Raw genomic sequence first — 18,495 nt, 5'->3', positions numbered from 1 at the left:
GCCGACCTTGCCGTCAGGCGCGGTGGATGCGCTCAAAGCTACCGCCAGGAAGCCTTGCCACCAATGCGAGCAACTCCAGCTCCATCAGGCGCACCTGCAAATCGGGTATGGGCCAGCCAGTTCGTGCCTGCAGTTGGTCCAGGTTGGAGGGCTCATGCCCCAGCGCCGCCAGGACTGGACAGTCGGATCGGTCAACGCCGCAGTCAGCCTTCTGTGCGACTGCAGGCGGCGCAGGTACGGCCGACCAATGTCGAAATTCCTCGAAGATGTCCTGCGTCGTTTCCACCAGCTTGGCGCCTTGGCGTATGAGAGCATGGCAGCCTTTGGACAAGGGGGAATGGATGGGCCCGGGGATCGCAAATACCTCCTTGCCCTGCTCGGCACTCAGACGGGCGGTGATCAGCGAGCCGGACTGAAGGGCCGCCTCGACCACCAGTGTGCCTTCTGCCAGACCGCAAAGGATGCGGTTGCGTTGCGGGAAGTGGTGGGGGAGCGGTGGCGTGCCCAAGGGGTATTCGCTGAGCAGGATACCTCGCTGCGCAATGCGCCGGGCCAGATCCCGGTGGCGGGCGGGATAGACGCGGTCCAGACCCGTGCCGACCACCGCAATGGTGTTCACTCCCGGGCGTGCGGCGCAAAGCGCGCCTTCATGGGCCGCGCCATCAATCCCCAACGCCAAACCCGACACGACGACCACATCCTGTGACGCCAATTCAAGAGCAAACTGATGGGCATTGCGACTGCCCTGGGGGGTGGGGTTGCGACTCCCGACGATCGCCAGCGCATGGCGCCTCCAGAGGGCAGGATGCCAACTGTCGACCGGCCCCATGCCATACAGCAGCAGGGGCGGGTCGGGAATCTCCAGAAGTGCCGGAGGGTATAAGGGGTCGCCAAGTGACATGATCCGGCAGGTCCCCATGCCAGACTCCAGCCATTGCCAAGTCCTGTCAAGCAGCTCCGGAAGTGAGGGTTGGGGCGCCAGCAGCGCATCCGCCAGATCTGCTCCGAGCACCTGAGTCAGGGCCCTGTGATCCTGTCGAAATACCTCGGAAGGCAATCCGAGGGTTGCAAGAATCCTGTGCGCTGATGACGGGCCGATGCCTTGCGCGCTGCTCAGACGCAGCCAGTCGCGCAGCTCCTCGCGATCCACGGTGTCAAGGGGAAGGGCTGGTCAGGCGGTCCCCGACGCGGACGCCGTCGGTAATCTCGAGGATCAGTGCGTACGACATACGGTCAAAGGTCTTGAACACCATCAGCAACCCCGTGCGCTCATTGGGCAGCTTCATCAGAGTGCGCGAAGGGTCGGTCTTGTCCACAGCCCGTGCCCCGTCCTTGAGTATGGCGAATACATGCCCAGACTCCACGCCATCGCGTTGCCCGCGGTTGATCGACACCACCTGATTCTGCGACGCGTTCACCACCGCGCTGCCATAGACGGACATGATGCGTCCGGTCATGTCACGGGGCACGGCGCGCGGGGTGTAGGTCACCAGCGCGCGTGGCGGTTCGGGCAGCAGGCGGTCGCTGATGCGCATCTCGCCCTTTGCTCCGACGATGTCGATCGTCGCAGGTACGACGGCCGACTTGGGGTCGCCGCTGGACTCGCGAACTTCGCTGGAACCTTCAGCGCGTGCCAGCACGGCTTTGCCGACATACTGTGCCTCGTAACCCAGAACTTCACCGCTGTCCGGGTCTTTCATGGGGGTGGCGTCACGGAACACGCGGAATTCCGAACCAACGGCTTCCGGCAGCAAGCCAGCGCCACGGGCATAGGCGCGGTCGCCACGGCTCAGGAGTACCCGGTTTTCCTGCGTGGCAACGATGCGTGGGGCACTTTGCAAGGTTTCAGCATCCAGGATCATGGGTTCGGCCAAGAACGCTTCGATGACGCTGGACTTGAGCGTTGGCAAAGCGTTCGCCGCAAGGGGTTCGATACGCGTGCGGGGCGACACCCGAACCGTCTCGGTGTCGTCGGACGTAGCGACGGGGTTGGCCAAGCGCAGTCGGGCAACACCATCCTTGCGTTCCAGCAGCAGTACCTGCCCTGGGTAGATGCGGTGAGGATTCTTAATGTCAGAGAGGTTCATGCCCCATAGCTCCGGCCAACGCCATGGGCTCTTGAGGTACATGCTTGAAATAGCCCACAGCGTGTCACCGGACTTGATGGTGTAGCTGTCGGGTGCATTGGCCGCCAATTCACTCAAGGGGACACCGCGCTGTGCCACTTCGTTCGCCGTAGCGCGCTGCGCATTGGTAATCGGGTAGTTCTGCGCGTCGGCCGGGGCTGTCCCTGCCACAGCTGCGGCAGCGATGGCGGCGGCAATGGCGCTGTGCAGGGCGGTGGATTTCGCCGTCATAGAAGTCGTCATGGGGGCTTATGGTTCCAGGGTGTGACTTGACAATTTACGCGCGATTGTGCGCCCAAGCCCTTGATTCGGCAACGTTTTTAGAATGATGTGCATGTGAGAAAAGGTAAAAGTGGCGAAAATACCCACTTGCAACCGAATGAGACCATGGCATTACTCCCGATTCTTTGTTATCCAGACCCCCGCCTGACCAAGGTTGCCAAGCCAGTCGTGCAGGTGGATGCACGCATCCAAACCCTGGTAGCTGACATGCTGGAAACCATGTACGACGCCAAGGGGATTGGACTAGCAGCGACGCAGATAGACGTGCATGAGCGCGTCATCGTGATCGATGTGTCCGAGGAGCGTGATCAACCATTGGTGCTGATCAATCCGGAACTGGTTTGGACCAGTGAGGCCACGCATCTGAACGAGGAGGGCTGTCTGTCGGTGCCGGGTATCTACGATGGCGTGGTCAGGCACGACGAAGTGAAGGTGCAGGCGCTCAATGCCAAGGGCGAAACCCATACCGTCCAGGCGGATGGCTTGCTGGCGGTCTGCATCCAGCACGAAATGGATCACCTGATGGGCAAGGTGTTTGTCGAATACCTCTCTCCACTCAAGCGCAACCGCATCAAAACCAAGATGATCAAGGCCCAGCGCGAGGCCCTTCGGTGAAGGTGATCTTTGCCGGCACCCCGGAGTTCGCCCGCGTTGCCTTGGAGAAAATTCACCAGGCAGGTCACGATATCGCACTGGTACTGACGCAGCCCGATCGGCCTGCCGGCCGCGGCATGAAGCTGCAGGCGTCAGCCGTGAAGCAGTATGCGTTGGCCCATGCCTTGTCCGTGTCCCAGCCTCGCAGCCTGCGGCTCGACGGCAAGTTCCCAGACGACGCGGCGCAGGCGCGCCAGGCGATTGAAGCGGCACAGGCGGATGTCATGGTGGTGGCTGCCTACGGCCTGATCCTGCCCCAGTGGGTGCTCGATGCCATGGAGCGGCCGGGCAAGCATGGCTGCATCAATATCCATGGCTCGCTGCTGCCGCGTTGGCGTGGCGCAGCGCCGATCCACCGTGCCATCGAAGCCGGCGACGCTGAGACCGGAGTGACCATCATGCAGATGGACGCGGGCTTGGACACGGGGGACATGCTCTTGCGCCAGAGCCTGGCGATCGAGCCCAGCGATACCACCGCCAGCCTGCATGACAAAGTTGCCGCCCTCGGGGCCGACATGGTGGTCCGGGCCTTGGCCCAGGCCGGGACGTGGATCCGGGTAAAGCAACCCAGCACCGGCGTGACCTACGCGCACAAGGTCGAAAAGCAGGAAGCTGCGATCGATTGGACCCAAGATGCCGCCACGATCGTGCGCAAGGTCCGGGCGTTTGATCCCTTCCCCTGCGCCACGGCTCAGATGGACACGGAGGTCATCAAAGTGTGGGCGGCGCAGCACGATCCCGGTCAATTGCCACCGGTTGGCGCCACACCAGGCCAGATTTTGGCGCTATCCCGCGAAGGTATTGTGGTAGCAGCTATGAATTCCGTAGCGACGCTGGTGGAGTTGCAACGTGCCGGCGGGAAACGCCTGGGGGCCGCAGAATTCCTGCGCGGTTTCCCATTGGAGGTCGGCATGTGCTTTTCCCCGCACCAGGTGGGAACCTGACGCGTGTTCTTCCTGCCCGGACTCAGGCGGCACCCGGCCTTTGCGGCCGGTGCCAAGGACATGGCGGCGGTGGCGCCGGGTATCGCCGCCTGGGGTCTGATGACCGGGGTTGCGATGGTCAAGTCCGGTATGGGCGTATGGCTATCCCTGGCCATGGCCCTTACCGTGTTTGCGGGCAGCTCCCAGCTGGCTGCCATTCCCCTGATCATGGGCGGTGCTCCCGTATGGGTGATCCTGGCGACTGCCTTCTGTGTGAACCTGCGTTTCGTGGTGTTCAGTGCCCACATGCGTCACTACGTGATGCACCTGCCACGCTGGCAGCGTCTGGTAACCGGGTATTTCACGGCTGATCTCACGTACGTGCTGTTTGTGAAGCACTTTCCGACTCCGGGGCATGGCGAAGAAGACCGCAAGGCGCAGATGGCTTACCTGGCCGGCAACGGTTCGGTGAACTGGGCTAGCTGGACTGTCTGCAGTGTCATCGGCATCGTGTTGGCCAACCTCATTCCCACCGCGTGGGGGCTGGGTTTTGCGGGGGTGCTGGCCCTGGTGGGCATGCTGTGTTCGCTGGCAACCACACGGCTGCGCTGGATATCGGCAGCTGTCGCCGGTGCGGCGGCCGTTGCGGTTTTTGCCTTGCCTCTCAAGCTCAACATACTGGTCGCCATCGGGTCGGCGGTTCTGGCTTGTCTGGCGCTGGAGCATTTCCGGCGGGACCGCGTGACGACGGAAGGATAGGCCAATGGACTCCTCGGACCTGCACACGCTGCTGACCATTCTGGCCATGGCCTGTGTCACCGTCATCTCGCGCTCCTTCTTTTTCATCAGCGAACGAGAATGGAAGCTGCCCGAATGGGCCAACCGTGGGCTGCAGTACGCACCGATCGCCGCACTGTCCGCCGTCGTCGTGCCCGAAGTCCTGATGGCCCACGGCGCGGTCATCCACACCTGGCAGGATGCCCGCATTTACGCCGTGGGCGCAGGTGTGGCGTATTTCGCATGGAGGCGGGGTTCGGGGCAGGCAGTGCTGGGCACCATCCTTTCGGGCATGGCGGTGTACTTGCCCCTGCACATTGGTCTCGGCTGGTAGCTTGCCGAGGCTGTTCGGGCGTGCAAGGCGCCGGGCCGTGCGCTTTTACAATTCCCGGCAATCTGCATTCCAACTACCGAAGGCTGTCCATGAACGTCATCCGTTTCTCTGACCTGTGTGCACAAGGCAAAGTCGCTGGCAAGCGCGTTTTCATCCGTGCTGACCTGAACGTACCGCAAGATGATGCGGGCAACATCACCGAGGACACCCGCATCCGGGCCAGCGTTCCCGCCATCCAGATGGCCTTGGCCGCAGGCGCTGCGGTCATGGTCACCTCGCACCTCGGCCGTCCGACGGAAGGCGAGTTCAAGCCCGAAGACTCGTTGGCACCGGTGGCCAAACGCATGGGCGAGCTGTTGGGGCGAGAAGTCCCACTGCTGGCCAACTGGGTCGATGGCGTGCAGGTAGCACCTGGGCAGCTGGTACTGCTCGAGAACTGCCGCGTCAACAAGGGGGAAAAGAAGTGCAACGAAGAGCTGAGCAAGAAGATGGCCGCACTGTGCGACATCTTCGTGCACGATGCCTTCGGGACTGCCCACCGCGCCGAAGGCACCACCTACGGTATCGCCCAGTTCGCGCCGGTTGCCTGTGCCGGTCCGCTGCTGGCAGCCGAGATCGACGCCATCAGCAAGGCGCTGGCCAATCCGAAGCGCCCCTTGGCCGCCATCGTGGCCGGGTCCAAGGTGTCGACCAAGCTCACCATCCTGCAAAGCCTGGCCAAGAATGTGGACCAGCTCATTGTTGGCGGTGGCATTGCCAATACCTTCATGCTGGCGGCCGGTTTGAAGATCGGGAAAAGCCTGGCCGAGGCCGACCTCGTCGGTGAAGCCAAGGCCGTGATCGAGGCCATGAAGGCCCGTGGCGCCGAGGTGCCGATTCCTACCGACGTGGTCTGCGCCAAGACCTTTGCCGCCGATGCGCCTGCCACCGTCAAGAAAGCCAACGAGGTTGCCGATGACGACCTGATCCTGGACATCGGCCCCGAGACCGCAGCCAAGCTGGCCGCTCAGCTCAAGGTGGCCGGTACCATCGTCTGGAATGGCCCCGTGGGTGTGTTTGAGTTCGCAGCCTTCGAGAACGGCACCAAGGTGGTGGCCCAGGCCATTGCAGAATCTCCGGCCTTTTCCATTGCCGGCGGTGGCGACACCCTGGCCGCCATCGCCAAATACGGCATTGAGAAGCAAGTGGGCTACATCTCCACCGGTGGTGGTGCCTTCCTTGAGGTGTTGGAAGGCAAGACCCTGCCAGCCTTCGAAATACTGCAGAAGCGCGCTCAGAGCTGATGCGGCACGGGAGAACCCCAGTGCACCCATTGCGTGGGTTGCTCTGAAAGTTGTAGCTATCTACCCCGGATGCTCCGGGGTATTTGCCAGATTTAGTGAGGCTGTCAGGTGAATTGCCAGGCCCCCCATGCCTGTGGTTCCATTGCGTTCTCTGGCGGGGAGTCTCCGTGTTGCGAGAGTGCCGAAGCCGCCAATCACAGGGGAGATGCATGGGCGGCATTTGCATGCAGCGCCAGGTGCCTCAACTCCTTCGGATGCGCGGGGTATCTGGCAGCCTCGTGTGGTCTTGGCGCTGCGATTCCGGAAGGAAACGGCCCGGGGTAGCTCCATGGTCTGGCGGCAGATGGAAATGCAGTGCCACAAGACCCGTGGCCAGTCGGTGCGAAGAATCCTCAGACGCTGCAGCACCGCTGGCATTTTCCACGACGGCTCCAGCCCCCACCGTCCGCTGGAGTCTCACAACTTTCAGCCGAAACGTGCTGGTCCTAGCGGGGCGTTGGCTGCCACGGCCCCTGCCACGCGGTTTCGCCGCAGTGACAAATGCGCGGGAGTCTGGGACCAACTGCCGATACCCAAATGGTGAATTCGGTAATACCATGTTACAAAGAACTCTCGTTTCGGCGTTTCATGAAAAATACACCAACAGCAAATGACGATGGAGTGGCCCGGGCGAAAGTGCAATTGTGTGCTTCCGTCATACCGGTCTGGGTGCGGCATCTTGCAGAGTCCCGTTTGCAGTCCGAGCAGGCTGTGTCGCAGATGCTGCAGGCCTTTTCCGACATTGACCCCCACATCAACCGAGCGGAACGCCAGGCACTGGAAATCACCCAAGCACTGTCCCAGGCCGATGGCGGGATCACCAAATTGACGGCGGCTTGCGAGCGCACACTGGCACCTGTGCTGGCGGATCCTGGGTTGTCCCAAGCGTCGGCGCAGGCCATACGCACCGCACTGGGCTTGGTGCAGAGCGCGGTAGAGGCGCTGGAGCAAATTGCCAAGCCGTTCTCCCACGAAACCCAAATGGTCGCGGCGCAGGTCGAGCGCATGTATATTGCGTTCCAGTTTCAGGATCGCATCAGTCAGATGATGGCGCTGTTGGAGAGCGATATTGACCGCATGCAACACACCTTGCAGGACCAATCTACAGGCGTGCCTCGGTCCGAAGAGTGGCTTGCGCAGTTGGCATCGCAATACGCCATGAAAGAGCAACGCGAGAACCATGATGGTGCGCGCGATGGTGCTGTGGGGAATGAAGAAACGACTTTTTTCTGATGAGGGCGAAATGACAAAGACAGTAATGATCGTCGACGACTCTGCAAGCTTGCGCCAAGTGGTCAAGATGGCGCTCACGGGCGCGGGCTACAACGTCATCGAGGCGGGCGACGGCAAAGCTGCCTTGGCTCTGCTGGATGGGCGACAGGTCAACATGGTGGTTTGCGACGTCAACATGCCGAACATGAATGGCATCGAGTTTGTCAAAGAGGCGAAAAAACTCGCAGCCTACAAATTCATGCCGATCCTCATGCTGACCACCGAAAGCCAGGAATCCAAGAAGGAAGAAGGCAAGGCGGCCGGAGCCAAGGCTTGGATGGTCAAGCCTTTTTCTCCGACCCAGCTGGTTTCTGCTGTTGGCAAGCTGTGCGCATAGGCCATCGTCACTTACACACGGTGGTGCACGCCCGACAGGGCGGTTGATTGGTGACAGAGCAGGAGTCTCCCATGGGCAAGAAGTTTGATCTCCCCTCCGAGTGGAATATCTACACTGCGCTCGAATCGCGTGACGCCCTATTGGCGTGGGCGGCAGAGCAAGGCGCCAAAGGGCATGACAGGCTGGAAATATCCGCGGCGCAAGTGGCGGAAATCGATGGCGCCGGATTGCAGTTGCTGGCAGCGTTGGGCAACCAGGAAATCTCATGGAGGCTGGTTGACGCCAGTGAGGTGTTCATCGACGCATGCAAAACCTTGGGGTTCAAGCAGTGGCTTGAGTCCTTGGATTCCCAACAGGCTGGAGTGTGACCATGGCTGCCACAAGCGACGCAGATCGGGACTTCATAGCGCAGGCGATGCCTGCCTTCATCAGCGAGGCTGCCGAACAAATCGAGGCCATCGAAGCGCTGCTGCTTGAGTTGGAGGAGCAGCCAGACAACCGGGAATTGCTCGACTCCTTGTTCCGCTGTGCCCATACGGTCAAGGGCTCGGCGGGCATTTTCGGGCTGTCGCGGGTGGTGGACTTTACGCACCATGTGGAAACCCTGCTGGACAAGATGCGGGACGGCGACGTGGCGCTCACCCCCGACATCAACACGCTGCTGCTGCAGTGCAATGACCAGATCAAGTACCTCGTTGACACTGCACTCGATGAAGCGGCGGACACGCAGGACCAGAAGGATCTGCGCGCCGACCTGATCGTGCAACTCACGGCCTTGAGCAGCGGAACATCGGCGGTGGCACCCACCGCACAGACCAGCGCGCCGGAGGCCGCAGACGTGCCGTCGAACAGCGGGCCAGCGGTATGGACCATCTCTGCCCGGTTCGGACCGGATACCTTCCGCAATGGTATGGATCCCCTGTCCATTGCACGTTACCTCGGTGGCCTGGGTAATGTGGTCGCCATGAAATGTGGAATCGACACGGTTCCTCCGCTGGTCAACATCAACCCCGAGAGCTGCTATCTGAGCTTTGTGATGGAGCTGGAGTCCGCGGCAAGCCGGGACGACATTGAGGGTGCGTTCAGTTTCGTCATGGACGATTGCGAACTCGATGTCCAAGCACCAGAAACACCGGGGCAGAAGTTGGCGCGTGCCATCGAATCCATTCCTGAGACGCCGCGTCTGGGCGACATGCTGGTCCAAGTGGGGGCCGTGACGCCGGACAAGCTGGCACAAGTCTTGTCCACCCAGGAACATACAGCGGGCATGCCATCGGTACCGAAGGCCAAGATCGGCGACCTTTTGGAGGCCCAGGCAGGGGTCCCTGCCGAGGCAGTGCAGGCAGCCCTGGGTAAGCAGCAGAAGATCAAGGAAGCCGTCACCGCCACCGAAGAGCGGTACATCCGCGTGCAGGCGGATCGCCTGGATGCAGTCATCAATCTGCTGGGTGAGCTGGTGATCGCTGGCGCGGGAGCCACCATGCTGGCGCGTGAAAGTCGGCAAATCAATCTGCTGGAAGCCAACCTGCACATGAACAGCCTCATCGAAGAAATTCGAAATGGCACCCTGGGATTGCGCATGGTTCCTGTGGGGGAGACCTTCAGCCGCTTCCGTCGGGTTGTGCGGGACACCGCAGCAAGTCTGGGCAAGGAGGTCAATTTCGAGATCGTTGGCGGAGACGCCGAGCTCGACAAATCCATGGTCGAAAAGATCGCGGACCCGCTCATGCACCTGGTGCGGAATTCCCTCGACCATGGTCTGGAACCTCCACAGGAGCGCGTGGCCGCGGGCAAGTCACCGCAGGGTAAGCTGGTGCTCAGTGCCCAGCATGAAACCGGCGCCATCCTGATTCGCATTGAAGACGATGGGCGCGGCATCAACCGAGATCGCGTGCTGCAGCGTGCCTGGAACAAGGGTCTGATCGAAGCTGGTGTGGTGCCCAGTGACGACGTCATCAACATGATGATCTTCGAGCCGGGGTTCTCTACCGCCGAGCAGGTAACCAATCTGTCGGGCCGGGGTGTTGGTATGGATGTCGTCAAGCGCAACATCGAGAGTCTGCGCGGCTCCATCAAACTGCTCAGCAATCCCGGCCACGGCCTGATCGTTGATATCCGTCTGCCTCTGACCTTGGCCATCATCGATGGCTTCATGGTCGGGGTGGGGCGGTCCAAGTTCGTGCTTCCACTGGAAACCGTCGTGGAGGTGATTGAGGCAGCTGGACGCAATGTGCGTGTCGATGCCAGCGGACGCCATTGTCTGGAGCTGCGTGGCGCCATGCTGCCGGTGGTGCGGCTGCGTTCTCTCTATGGTGTCGAGACCCAACACACCGATCGCGTGAGCGTGGTCGTGGTCAATTCCGACAAGGGGCAGTATGGGATTGAAGTTGAGGTGCTGCTCGGGCAGCAGCAAACAGTGATCAAACCACTGGGAAGGCTGTTCAAGTCGGTACGCGGGATATCCGGCTCCAGCATCCTGGGCAGTGGTGAAGTGGCGCTGATCCTCGACGTGAACTCGCTGGGTGAACTGGTGACAAGCACGAAACATCACCACGGTGTGTCGGCCTGATTCGGCAAGGCGTTTTCAATTAATCGAAGGGGAGACCTATGGCAGCCAAAAACACATCTTTGTGGACCCGATTGGTTCATGGTGCTCAACTGGAGCAGCGCATCGCCGAGCTGGAAGCGGAACTCAAGGTCCGTACCGACATCATGAACATGACCAGTATCGTGTCGGAAGCGGACAAGAAGGGCGATATCCTGAGCATCAACCAGAAGTTCCTGGATGTCTCTAAATACAGTCGCGAGGAACTGATCGGACACCCGCACAACACGACGCGGCACCCTGACATGCCCAAGGAGGTGTTCAAGCAAATGTGGTCCACGATTGGGCATGGTGAGATCTTCCGTGGCGTGGTGAAGAACCGTGCCAAGGATGGAACGCCGTATTACGTGGATGCCGTGATCGCTCCCATATTGGGTGAAAACGGTAAGCCCATGAAGTACCTCGGCGTGCGGTACGACATCACCGAAACGGAGTTGGAGCGGCACAATGCGCGCGGCATCCTCAATGCTCTGGATGCCTCGTATGCCTTCATTGAGTTCGACCTGCAGGGCAATATCCTGAAGGCGAACAAGAACTTCTGTTCGGCTACTGGATACGAGGAACGCGAAATCAAGGGGCAGCACCACCGTATCTTCTGTGACGCCCAATTGGTGGCATCGCCAGAGTATGCGCAGTTCTGGCGCGACCTCGCGGGTGGCCAGATCCAGCAAGGTGTTTTCGAGCGCCGAACCAAGGCCGGCAAGCGCCTGTGCTTGCAGGCAACCTATGCACCGATCACTGACGAAATGGGCCGGGTGGTCAAAGTCATCAAGATCGCGACCGATGTCACGGAGGAGGTGCTGGCCAATGAAATGTTGCGCCAAGCAGTGGTCGAGGCGCAAGGGGTCACGCAATCGGCCATGCGCGGGGATCTGACGCGGCGCATCTCCTTGGAAGGAAAGTCGGGCCCGGTTGGCGAGCTGTGCGTCGGCATTAACAGCATGCTGGAAACCACTGCGCAGATTTTTTCCGATGTGGCCCGTGTCTTTGGTGCTTTGGCCAAAGGTGACTTGGGGCAGCGGGTGGAACGCCACTACGAGGGCAGTTTCGGTCAACTCAAGGAAGACGCCAACGCCACCTCCGAAATCATGGCGCGCGCCATTCAGGACGTTGTGCGGGTATTTTCTGGTCTTGCTGCAGGTGATTTGACACAGCGTATCGAGCACGACTCGGGAGGTGTATTCAGCCAATTGAAAGAAGATGCCAATGCCAGTTGCAGCAACCTGGCGCGGGTGCTGGGCGAAGTACGTGCTGCAGCCGACGCGCTCACGGGCGCGGCCAACCAGGTATCGGCCACGGCCCAGTCCTTGAGTCAGGCTGCCAGCGAACAGGCCGCCAGCGTGGAAGAGACGACATCGCAAATGGAAACCATGAGTGCCTCGATCAGCCAGAACAGCGACAACGCCAAGGTCACCGACGGCATGGCCACTAAGACCAGCAAGGAAGCGGTGGAAGGCGGTGCAGCGGTCACCCAAACGGTGGGGGCCATGAAGCAGATTGCCGCCAAGATCGGCATCGTCGACGACATCGCCTACCAGACCAACCTGCTGGCGCTCAACGCGGCCATCGAGGCGGCGAGAGCGGGAGAGCATGGCAAAGGCTTTGCCGTGGTGGCGGCGGAGGTGCGCAAGCTGGCCGAGCGCAGCCAGGAAGCGGCCAAGGAAATTGGGGAGTTGGCGGGCAACTCGGTGACCACGGCGGAGCGTGCGGGCAAGCTGCTCGACGAGATCGTGCCCAGCATCCAGAAGACCAGCGAGCTGGTGCAGGAGATTGCTGCTGCCAGTGCCGAGCAAAGCGAAAGCGTGGTGCAGATTGGTGGGGCGATGGGGCAACTCTCCAAGGCCACGCAGCAGAACGCCAGTGCCTCGGAACAGTTGGCTGCCACGAGCGAGGAGCTCAGCGGGCAAGCACAGCAACTGCAGGATTCAGTGGGGTTTTTCACTTTGTCCGACGACAGGGCGCCCAGCCCTTCGCGCCTGCCCCGCCCCAATGGCGAGTTGTTCGGCTCCCGCATGGTGCCGATTGCTACAAGCAGCAGGCTGGCCTCTGGCAATTTCAAGCCCTATTAGGACGTTTAGGAAAGGTGCACCATGAGCATTGAAGCAGGTACGCTGGAAGATTCACTGGGCCGGTCTGGACCGACACAGCAATTCCTCACCTTCAGTCTCAGCGACGAAGTCTTTGCGATGGATATCCGCACGGTCCGGGAAATCATCCAGCACGCCAACATGACTGTGGTTCCGCTGATGCCAGATTTCGTGCGTGGCGTCATCAATCTCCGGGGCGCGGTGGTGCCCGTGATCGATCTTCAGTCGCGTTTTGGTCGGGACAACTCGCGCATGGGAAAGAAAACCTGCATTGTCATCTTTGATGCCAGCAATCAAGGCGAGAAGCAGGAGTTGGGTTTGATGGTGGATGCGGTCAGTGAGGTCATTGATATCGCGGACCACAACGTCGAGCCGCCCCCTACGTTCGGAACCTCGATTGCGCGCGAGTTCCTTCGTGGAATGGGGAAGGTTGAAGGTGACTTCATCCCGATCATCGATACCGACAAAGCGCTCAGCCTGGATGAAATGGCATCCATCGTGGAGCGCCATAACCGCTAACGAATCGCACCATCCCAAGCATCTTCTTGACTGATTACCTCATGAGCCTACTTCAGCCCTCCATCCGCACACGCATATTGCTTGGGTTTGCGCTGCCCGTGCTAGTTTTCTTGGTTTTCACTGTCTGGCTCAATGGGCAGTTGGGTGAAATGAAGCGCGTCGTCAAGGAAGCTTCCGACGAAAGTGTCGAACACGCTGTGCTGGCCATGGCCATGGACAAGCAGGTGGTGCAGATTCAGCAATTCTTGAGCGACGTCTCCGCGACGCGTGGCAAGGATGGGCTCGATGACGGTTTTGAAAAAGCGGAAAAGAACTACGAAGCGCTCATTGCGGCTTTGGGCACGCTGGAAAAGCATTTTGTGGAAATTAACGAAACTGAGGACTTGAGGGCGATTCGGGAGCTACGCCCGAAGGTGGACACGTATTACCAGGCGGGCGTCACCATGGCCAAGGCGTATGTGGCGGGTGGCCCCGACGCCGGAAACAAGCTGATGGGGGGCTTCGACCAGGCCAGCGAAGACCTGCAGAAGGCCATGGCACCGTTTGTGAAAACCCAAGTGGCACAGATGAAGGCTGGCTTGGGGTCTTCGCAAGAACGCAGTGACAAGATCAATCAAACTGCCATGTACATCGCGGGTGGTGCAGTTCTTTTGTCGATCGTGGTGGGCCTTCTCATTACAGTGAGTATCACGGCGCCGTTGAACCGTGCTTTGGATACCGCGCGCAAGGTGGCGGGAGGTGATTTAGAAACCGAAATCGAAACCAACGCCAGCGAAATTGGCCAATTGATGGCGCCATTGATAGTGATCCTTGGCAAACTCAAAGAAGCCAATGAGGCCAATGCCTACAACCTGCGGCTGCGCACCGCGCTGGAAGCGGTGAGCGGCAATGTGATGATTGCCGATGCAGACCACAACATCATGTTCATGAACAAGTCGGTGACCGAAATGCTGCGGCAGGCCGAGCAGGACATCCAGAAAGAGCTGCCCAACTTCCAGGTCGTCAAGGTCATGGGCAGTAACATCGACATCTTCCACAAGAACCCGGCACACCAGCGCGAAATACTTTCCAGGTTGCGCCAGGCCCATCGGGCGACGATCAAGATCGGAGGAAGGACGTTTGGCCTGATCGCCACGCCCATCATGGCAGATGGTGGTGGTCGTGCGGGCACGGTGGTGGAGTGGCAGGATAGAACTGCAGAGCTGGCGGCACGTGAGCTCGAAATGAAACTCCTGAGCGAGAACACACGCATCCGCAATGCGTTGGACAAGTGCAGTACCAATGTCATGATTGCCGATGCGGAGAACACCATCATCTACATGAATGAGGCCGTGACGGCGATGATGCAACGCAACGAAAGTGAGTTGCGCAAGTCCTTGCCGCAATTCGATGCGAGGAAGCTGATTGGCGAGAGCATCGACGTATTCCACAAGAACCCTGCCCACCAGCGCGGATTGTTGGCCACATTGAAGGGAACCTACAGAACCAAGATTCAGGTTGGTGCCTTGCATTTCAGCCTCGCTGCCAGCCCGATTCTCAATGCGGAGGGCGTGCGGCTCGGTACTGTCGTGGAGTGGGCAGACCGCACCGCCGAGGTCGGCATCGAAAACGAGGTGGCTGCACTGGTCCATGCGGCATCTGAAGGCGAATTCGGTATTCGACTCGACAGGGAAGGCAAGGAAGGGTTCTTTGCAACGCTTTCCGATGGTATGAACCAATTGATGGATACCAGCGAACGTGGACTCAATGAGGTTGCCGAGGTACTGGCAGCATTTGCCGACGGTAACCTGACGCGGCGGATGGCGGGCGATTACCAGGGCCTGTTCGGCAAGGTCAAGGACAGCGCGAATGCGACGGCGGAGAACCTTGCGCGGGTGCTGGGGGAAGTGCGCTCGGCGGCCGACGCGCTCACGGGCGCAGCCAACCAGGTATCAGCCACGGCCCAGTCCTTGAGCCAGGCTGCCAGCGAACAGGCCGCCAGCGTGGAGGAAACCACGGCCCAGATCGACACCATGAGTGCCTCGATCAGCCAGAACAGCGACAACGCCAAGGTCACCGACGGCATGGCCACCAAGACCAGCAAGGAAGCGGTGGAAGGCGGTGCAGCGGTGACCCAGACGGTGGGGGCGATGAAACAGATCGCCGCCAAGATCGGCATCGTCGACGACATTGCCTACCAGACCAACCTGCTGGCGCTCAATGCGGCCATCGAGGCGGCGAGGGCGGGAGAGCATGGCAAGGGCTTTGCGGTAGTGGCAGCCGAAGTGCGCAAGCTGGCCGAGCGCAGCCAGGAAGCGGCCAAGGAAATTGGGGAGTTGGCGGGCAACTCGGTGACCACGGCGGAGCGTGCGGGCAAGCTGCTCGACGAGATCGTGCCCAGCATCCAGAAGACCAGCGAGCTGGTGCAGGAGATTGCGGCGGCCAGTGCCGAGCAAAGCGAGAGCGTGGTGCAGATCGGTGGGGCGATGGGGCAGCTGAGCAAGGCCACACAACAGAACGCCAGTGCCTCGGAGCAGTTGGCAGCGACGAGCGAGGAGCTCAGTGGGCAGGCCGAGCAGCTACAGCAGAGCATCGCGTTCTTCCATATCGGTGCGAGCGAGCCTGTTGCGTCGCCGGGTGTTGACCGACGTCAAGGATCGCGCCAACAGCAGGTGCTAACTTTGGGCGCAGGACTGGCTCCGGCCCCTGTGCGGGGAGGTCGTGGCAACTTCAAGCCCTATTGACGTGAAGGAAAGGCGCCGCCATGAAGTACCGAGTGACACCGACGCAGAATGAACGCGTCATGCGGGAGGATGATTTCATCATCTCCAAGACCGACCTCAAAGGGCGCATCACTTACGGCAACCGCATCTTCATTGAGTTCTCTGGCTATACCGAACAAGAGCTCATTGGGTCTTCACACAACATCATTCGACACCCGGACATGCCGCGTGGGGTCTTCAAGCTGCTGTGGGACACGGTGTCACAAGGCAATGAGATCTTCGCTTACGTGAAGAACATGTCCAAGGATGGCAGTTTCTACTGGGTATTTGCCAACGTCACCCCCAATCGTGATCTGCAGGGTCATATAGAAGGTTTCTTCTCGGCCCGTCGCCAGCCTCGGCGTGGCGCCATCGGTGCGGTGTCCGACTTGTACCGTGCCATGCTCGATGAGGAACTGCGTGCCGGGCCGCGTGACGCCTGCGATGCCTCACTGGCGCTGGTTCAGAACATCCTGAAGGACAAAGGAGTGAGCTATGAGCAGTTCGTCCTCTCGCTCTGAAGCGCTGCGCTACGGAGCCGCATTGGCGGCGCTGCTGCTGGCGGGTTTGGCACTGCAGTGGTGGAGCGGTAAGCTGGACTGGATTGGTGGTGCAGTCAATCTGGCCGCTCTCTGTGTCTTGGTGCTTTGGATCCGATCACAGCGTGAGAATGAACGGCAACTGTCACAAATCCAGTCGATCGCCCAGGATGTGGCCAAGGGCACGTTTGCCCGACGGATTACCCATATTCCCCCGAAAAGTCACTTTCATGACCTGTGCTGGGACGTCAATGACATGCTGGACCAGCTGGAGGCCTGCTTTCGGGAACAGGCTACCGCACTGCACCACGCCAGCGAAGGCAAGTATTTCCGCAGAGCGCAAGCAGTGGGCCTGCATGGATCTTTCCGCCAGTCATTGGACGGTACCAACCAGTCCTTGGCGAATATGGAGGAGAAGGTGCTGCAGGAGGCCCGCGCCGCAGCAGAAAAACAGGCACAGCAGGAGCGCGAATTGCGTGTGGCAGGCGAGAACCTGCGCATCCGCAATGCCCTGGACAAATGCAGCACCAACGTGATGATTGCCGACGCCGACAACACCATCATCTACATGAACGAGACGGTGACGAGCATGATGCAGCGCAACGAGGCCGAGCTGCGCAAGGTGCTCCCGCATTTCAATGCACGCCAGCTCATCGGGCAGAACATCGACGTGTTCCACAAGAACCCCTCGCACCAGCGCGGCATGCTGGCTGCACTACAGACGACCTACCGTACCCAGATTCAAGTCGGCACCCTGTACTTCTCGCTTGCCGCAAGCCCGATCGTCAACGCGCAGGGCGTGCGCCTGGGAACCGTCGTGGAATGGGCCGACCGCACGGACGAAGTCCACGCGGAGCACGAACTCCAAGGACTGGTGCAGGCCGCGGCGCAGGGGGAGTTCAGTACACGCTTGGGTACCGAGGGCAAAACCGGCTTTTTTGCGACGCTGGCCGAAGGCATGAACCATGTCATGGAAAACAGTGAACAGGGCCTGAGCGACATTGCACAGCTGATCGAGAGTTTCTCGCGCGGTGATCTGACCCAACGGATTGAGCGCAACTACCAGGGCCTGTTCGGCAAGGTCAAGGACAGCGCGAATGCGACGGCGGAGAACCTTGCGCGGGTGCTGGGGGAAGTGCGCTCGGCGGCCGACGCGCTCACGGGCGCGGCCAACCAGGTATCGGCCACGGCGCAATCCTTGAGCCAGGCCGCCAGCGAACAGGCCGCCAGCGTGGAGGAAACCACGGCCCAGATCGACACCATGAGTGCCTCGATCAGCCAGAACAGCGACAACGCCAAGGTCACCGACGGCATGGCCACCAAGACCAGCAAGGAAGCAGTGGAAGGCGGTGCAGCGGTGACACAGACGGTGGGGGCCATGAAGCAGATTGCCGCCAAGATCGGCATCGTCGACGACATTGCCTACCAGACCAACCTGCTGGCGCTCAATGCGGCCATCGAGGCGGCGAGAGCGGGAGAGCATGGCAAAGGCTTTGCGGTAGTGGCGGCGGAGGTGCGCAAGCTGGCCGAGCGCAGCCAGGAAGCGGCCAAGGAAATTGGCGAACTGGCGGGCAACTCGGTGACCACGGCGGAGCGTGCGGGCAAGCTGCTCGACGAGATCGTGCCCAGCATCCAGAAGACCAGCGAGCTGGTGCAGGAGATTGCTGCGGCCAGTGCCGAGCAAAGCGAAAGCGTGGTGCAGATTGGTGGGGCGATGGGGCAACTCTCCAAGGCCACACAACAGAACGCCAGTGCCTCGGAGCAGTTGGCAGCCACGAGCGAGGAGCTCAGCGGGCAGGCCGAGCAGCTGCAGCAGAGCATCGCGTTCTTCCAAATCGGTGACGATCGCCAGACAGTCATTCCGAGCCGCCACGATGTGCGTACAGAGCGGCGCAGCATTCCGCGCCTGGGAACGGACTTTCGTGCCCACGCGCCGTCCGCGGCGCGCGGCAACTTCAAGCCATATTGATTTGGCCC

Annotated in this window: 16 protein-coding genes; 14 read left to right on the top strand and 2 right to left on the bottom strand. The window is 60.6% G+C overall.

Annotated elements, in window-relative coordinates; genetic code table 11:
* Window positions 1-13: 13 nt before the first annotated feature.
* Both dprA and RQP54_RS04490 read right to left on the bottom strand, forming a co-directional pair.
* A complete protein-coding gene (dprA, locus tag RQP54_RS04495) occupies window positions 14-1,150 on the bottom strand; it encodes a DNA-processing protein DprA (RefSeq protein ID WP_315676964.1) in 1,137 nt (378 codons plus the stop codon).
* Window positions 1,151-1,154: 4 nt separating this feature from the next.
* The gene (locus RQP54_RS04490) at window positions 1,155-2,357 is read right to left on the bottom strand and encodes a LysM peptidoglycan-binding domain-containing protein (RefSeq protein WP_409997538.1); all 1,203 of its coding nucleotides are present in this window, start codon (window positions 2,355-2,357) and stop codon (window positions 1,155-1,157) included.
* Between the two features lie 156 nt (window positions 2,358-2,513).
* On the opposite strand from RQP54_RS04490, the gene def reads away from it, so the two are divergent.
* From def to RQP54_RS04420, 14 genes are all read left to right on the top strand, one after another.
* Entirely contained in the window at window positions 2,514-3,023 is a 510-nt protein-coding gene (gene def, locus RQP54_RS04485) for a peptide deformylase (RefSeq protein ID WP_315676962.1), read from the top strand.
* Window positions 3,020-4,006 (top strand): methionyl-tRNA formyltransferase, encoded by a 987-nt coding sequence (gene fmt / locus RQP54_RS04480; protein ID WP_315676961.1) that lies wholly within the window; start codon window positions 3,020-3,022, stop codon window positions 4,004-4,006. The genes def and fmt overlap by 4 nt, the downstream gene beginning before the upstream one ends.
* Before the next feature lie 3 nt (window positions 4,007-4,009).
* Window positions 4,010-4,744, top strand: coding sequence for an AzlC family ABC transporter permease (locus tag RQP54_RS04475; protein WP_409997525.1), 735 nt, complete (start codon window positions 4,010-4,012; stop codon window positions 4,742-4,744).
* 4 nt (window positions 4,745-4,748) lie between these two features.
* Window positions 4,749-5,096 carry an AzlD domain-containing protein gene (locus RQP54_RS04470; protein ID WP_315676960.1) on the top strand — a complete coding sequence of 116 codons (348 nt, stop codon included), beginning with the start codon at window positions 4,749-4,751 and terminating at the stop codon, window positions 5,094-5,096.
* 89 nt (window positions 5,097-5,185) lie between these two features.
* Complete coding sequence (locus RQP54_RS04465) at window positions 5,186-6,379, top strand: phosphoglycerate kinase (protein WP_315676959.1); 1,194 nt, start codon at window positions 5,186-5,188, stop codon at window positions 6,377-6,379.
* A gap of 627 nt (window positions 6,380-7,006) precedes the next feature.
* Window positions 7,007-7,651: a hypothetical protein gene (locus RQP54_RS04460; protein ID WP_315676958.1), complete on the top strand. Its 645-nt coding sequence runs from the start codon at window positions 7,007-7,009 to the stop codon at window positions 7,649-7,651.
* A gap of 10 nt (window positions 7,652-7,661) precedes the next feature.
* The gene (locus tag RQP54_RS04455) at window positions 7,662-8,027 is read left to right on the top strand and encodes a response regulator (RefSeq protein WP_315677749.1); all 366 of its coding nucleotides are present in this window, start codon (window positions 7,662-7,664) and stop codon (window positions 8,025-8,027) included.
* 71 nt (window positions 8,028-8,098) lie between these two features.
* Entirely contained in the window at window positions 8,099-8,395 is a 297-nt protein-coding gene (locus tag RQP54_RS04450) for an STAS domain-containing protein (RefSeq protein ID WP_315676957.1), read from the top strand.
* 2 nt (window positions 8,396-8,397) lie between these two features.
* Complete coding sequence (locus RQP54_RS04445; protein ID WP_315676956.1) at window positions 8,398-10,596, top strand: chemotaxis protein CheA; 2,199 nt, start codon at window positions 8,398-8,400, stop codon at window positions 10,594-10,596.
* 38 nt (window positions 10,597-10,634) lie between these two features.
* Window positions 10,635-12,701 carry a methyl-accepting chemotaxis protein gene (locus tag RQP54_RS04440; protein WP_315676955.1) on the top strand — a complete coding sequence of 689 codons (2,067 nt, stop codon included), beginning with the start codon at window positions 10,635-10,637 and terminating at the stop codon, window positions 12,699-12,701.
* A gap of 21 nt (window positions 12,702-12,722) precedes the next feature.
* Window positions 12,723-13,238 carry a chemotaxis protein CheW gene (locus RQP54_RS04435; protein ID WP_315676954.1) on the top strand — a complete coding sequence of 172 codons (516 nt, stop codon included), beginning with the start codon at window positions 12,723-12,725 and terminating at the stop codon, window positions 13,236-13,238.
* Window positions 13,239-13,387: 149 nt separating this feature from the next.
* Window positions 13,388-15,961: a methyl-accepting chemotaxis protein gene (locus RQP54_RS04430; protein WP_315676953.1), complete on the top strand. Its 2,574-nt coding sequence runs from the start codon at window positions 13,388-13,390 to the stop codon at window positions 15,959-15,961.
* A 20-nt stretch (window positions 15,962-15,981) separates the two neighbouring features.
* On the top strand, window positions 15,982-16,500 hold the full coding sequence (locus RQP54_RS04425; protein WP_315676952.1) for a PAS domain-containing protein: 519 nt from the start codon (window positions 15,982-15,984) through the stop codon (window positions 16,498-16,500).
* Entirely contained in the window at window positions 16,475-18,487 is a 2,013-nt protein-coding gene (locus RQP54_RS04420; RefSeq protein WP_315676951.1) for a methyl-accepting chemotaxis protein, read from the top strand. Before RQP54_RS04425 ends, RQP54_RS04420 begins: the two co-directional genes overlap by 26 nt.
* The last annotated feature ends 8 nt before the right edge of the window (window positions 18,488-18,495 follow it).

Origin of the sequence: Curvibacter sp. APW13, assembly GCF_032337135.1 — a bacterium.
GTDB lineage: Bacteria > Pseudomonadota > Gammaproteobacteria > Burkholderiales > Burkholderiaceae_C > Allorhodoferax.
Note: the sequence above shows the minus strand (reverse complement) of the source record. Positions and strands in the feature narration are given on the sequence as shown.

What these genes read in the sequence shown, in the direction of transcription:
- RQP54_RS04440 (WP_315676955.1), top strand. Translation starts at nt 10,635, where the DNA reads ATGGCAGCCAAAAACACATCTTTGTGGACCCGATTGGTTCATGGTGCT.
- RQP54_RS04460 (WP_315676958.1), top strand. Translation starts at nt 7,007, where the DNA reads ATGAAAAATACACCAACAGCAAATGACGATGGAGTGGCCCGGGCGAAA.
- RQP54_RS04455 (WP_315677749.1), top strand. Translation starts at nt 7,662, where the DNA reads ATGACAAAGACAGTAATGATCGTCGACGACTCTGCAAGCTTGCGCCAA.
- RQP54_RS04450 (WP_315676957.1), top strand. Translation starts at nt 8,099, where the DNA reads ATGGGCAAGAAGTTTGATCTCCCCTCCGAGTGGAATATCTACACTGCG.
- RQP54_RS04490 (WP_409997538.1), bottom strand. Translation starts at nt 2,357, where the DNA reads ATGACGGCGAAATCCACCGCCCTGCACAGCGCCATTGCCGCCGCCATC.
- RQP54_RS04425 (WP_315676952.1), top strand. Translation starts at nt 15,982, where the DNA reads ATGAAGTACCGAGTGACACCGACGCAGAATGAACGCGTCATGCGGGAG.
- RQP54_RS04420 (WP_315676951.1), top strand. Translation starts at nt 16,475, where the DNA reads ATGAGCAGTTCGTCCTCTCGCTCTGAAGCGCTGCGCTACGGAGCCGCA.
- RQP54_RS04430 (WP_315676953.1), top strand. Translation starts at nt 13,388, where the DNA reads ATGAAGCGCGTCGTCAAGGAAGCTTCCGACGAAAGTGTCGAACACGCT.
- RQP54_RS04470 (WP_315676960.1), top strand. Translation starts at nt 4,749, where the DNA reads ATGGACTCCTCGGACCTGCACACGCTGCTGACCATTCTGGCCATGGCC.
- RQP54_RS04465 (WP_315676959.1), top strand. Translation starts at nt 5,186, where the DNA reads ATGAACGTCATCCGTTTCTCTGACCTGTGTGCACAAGGCAAAGTCGCT.
- RQP54_RS04445 (WP_315676956.1), top strand. Translation starts at nt 8,398, where the DNA reads ATGGCTGCCACAAGCGACGCAGATCGGGACTTCATAGCGCAGGCGATG.
- RQP54_RS04435 (WP_315676954.1), top strand. Translation starts at nt 12,723, where the DNA reads ATGAGCATTGAAGCAGGTACGCTGGAAGATTCACTGGGCCGGTCTGGA.
- def (WP_315676962.1), top strand. Translation starts at nt 2,514, where the DNA reads ATGGCATTACTCCCGATTCTTTGTTATCCAGACCCCCGCCTGACCAAG.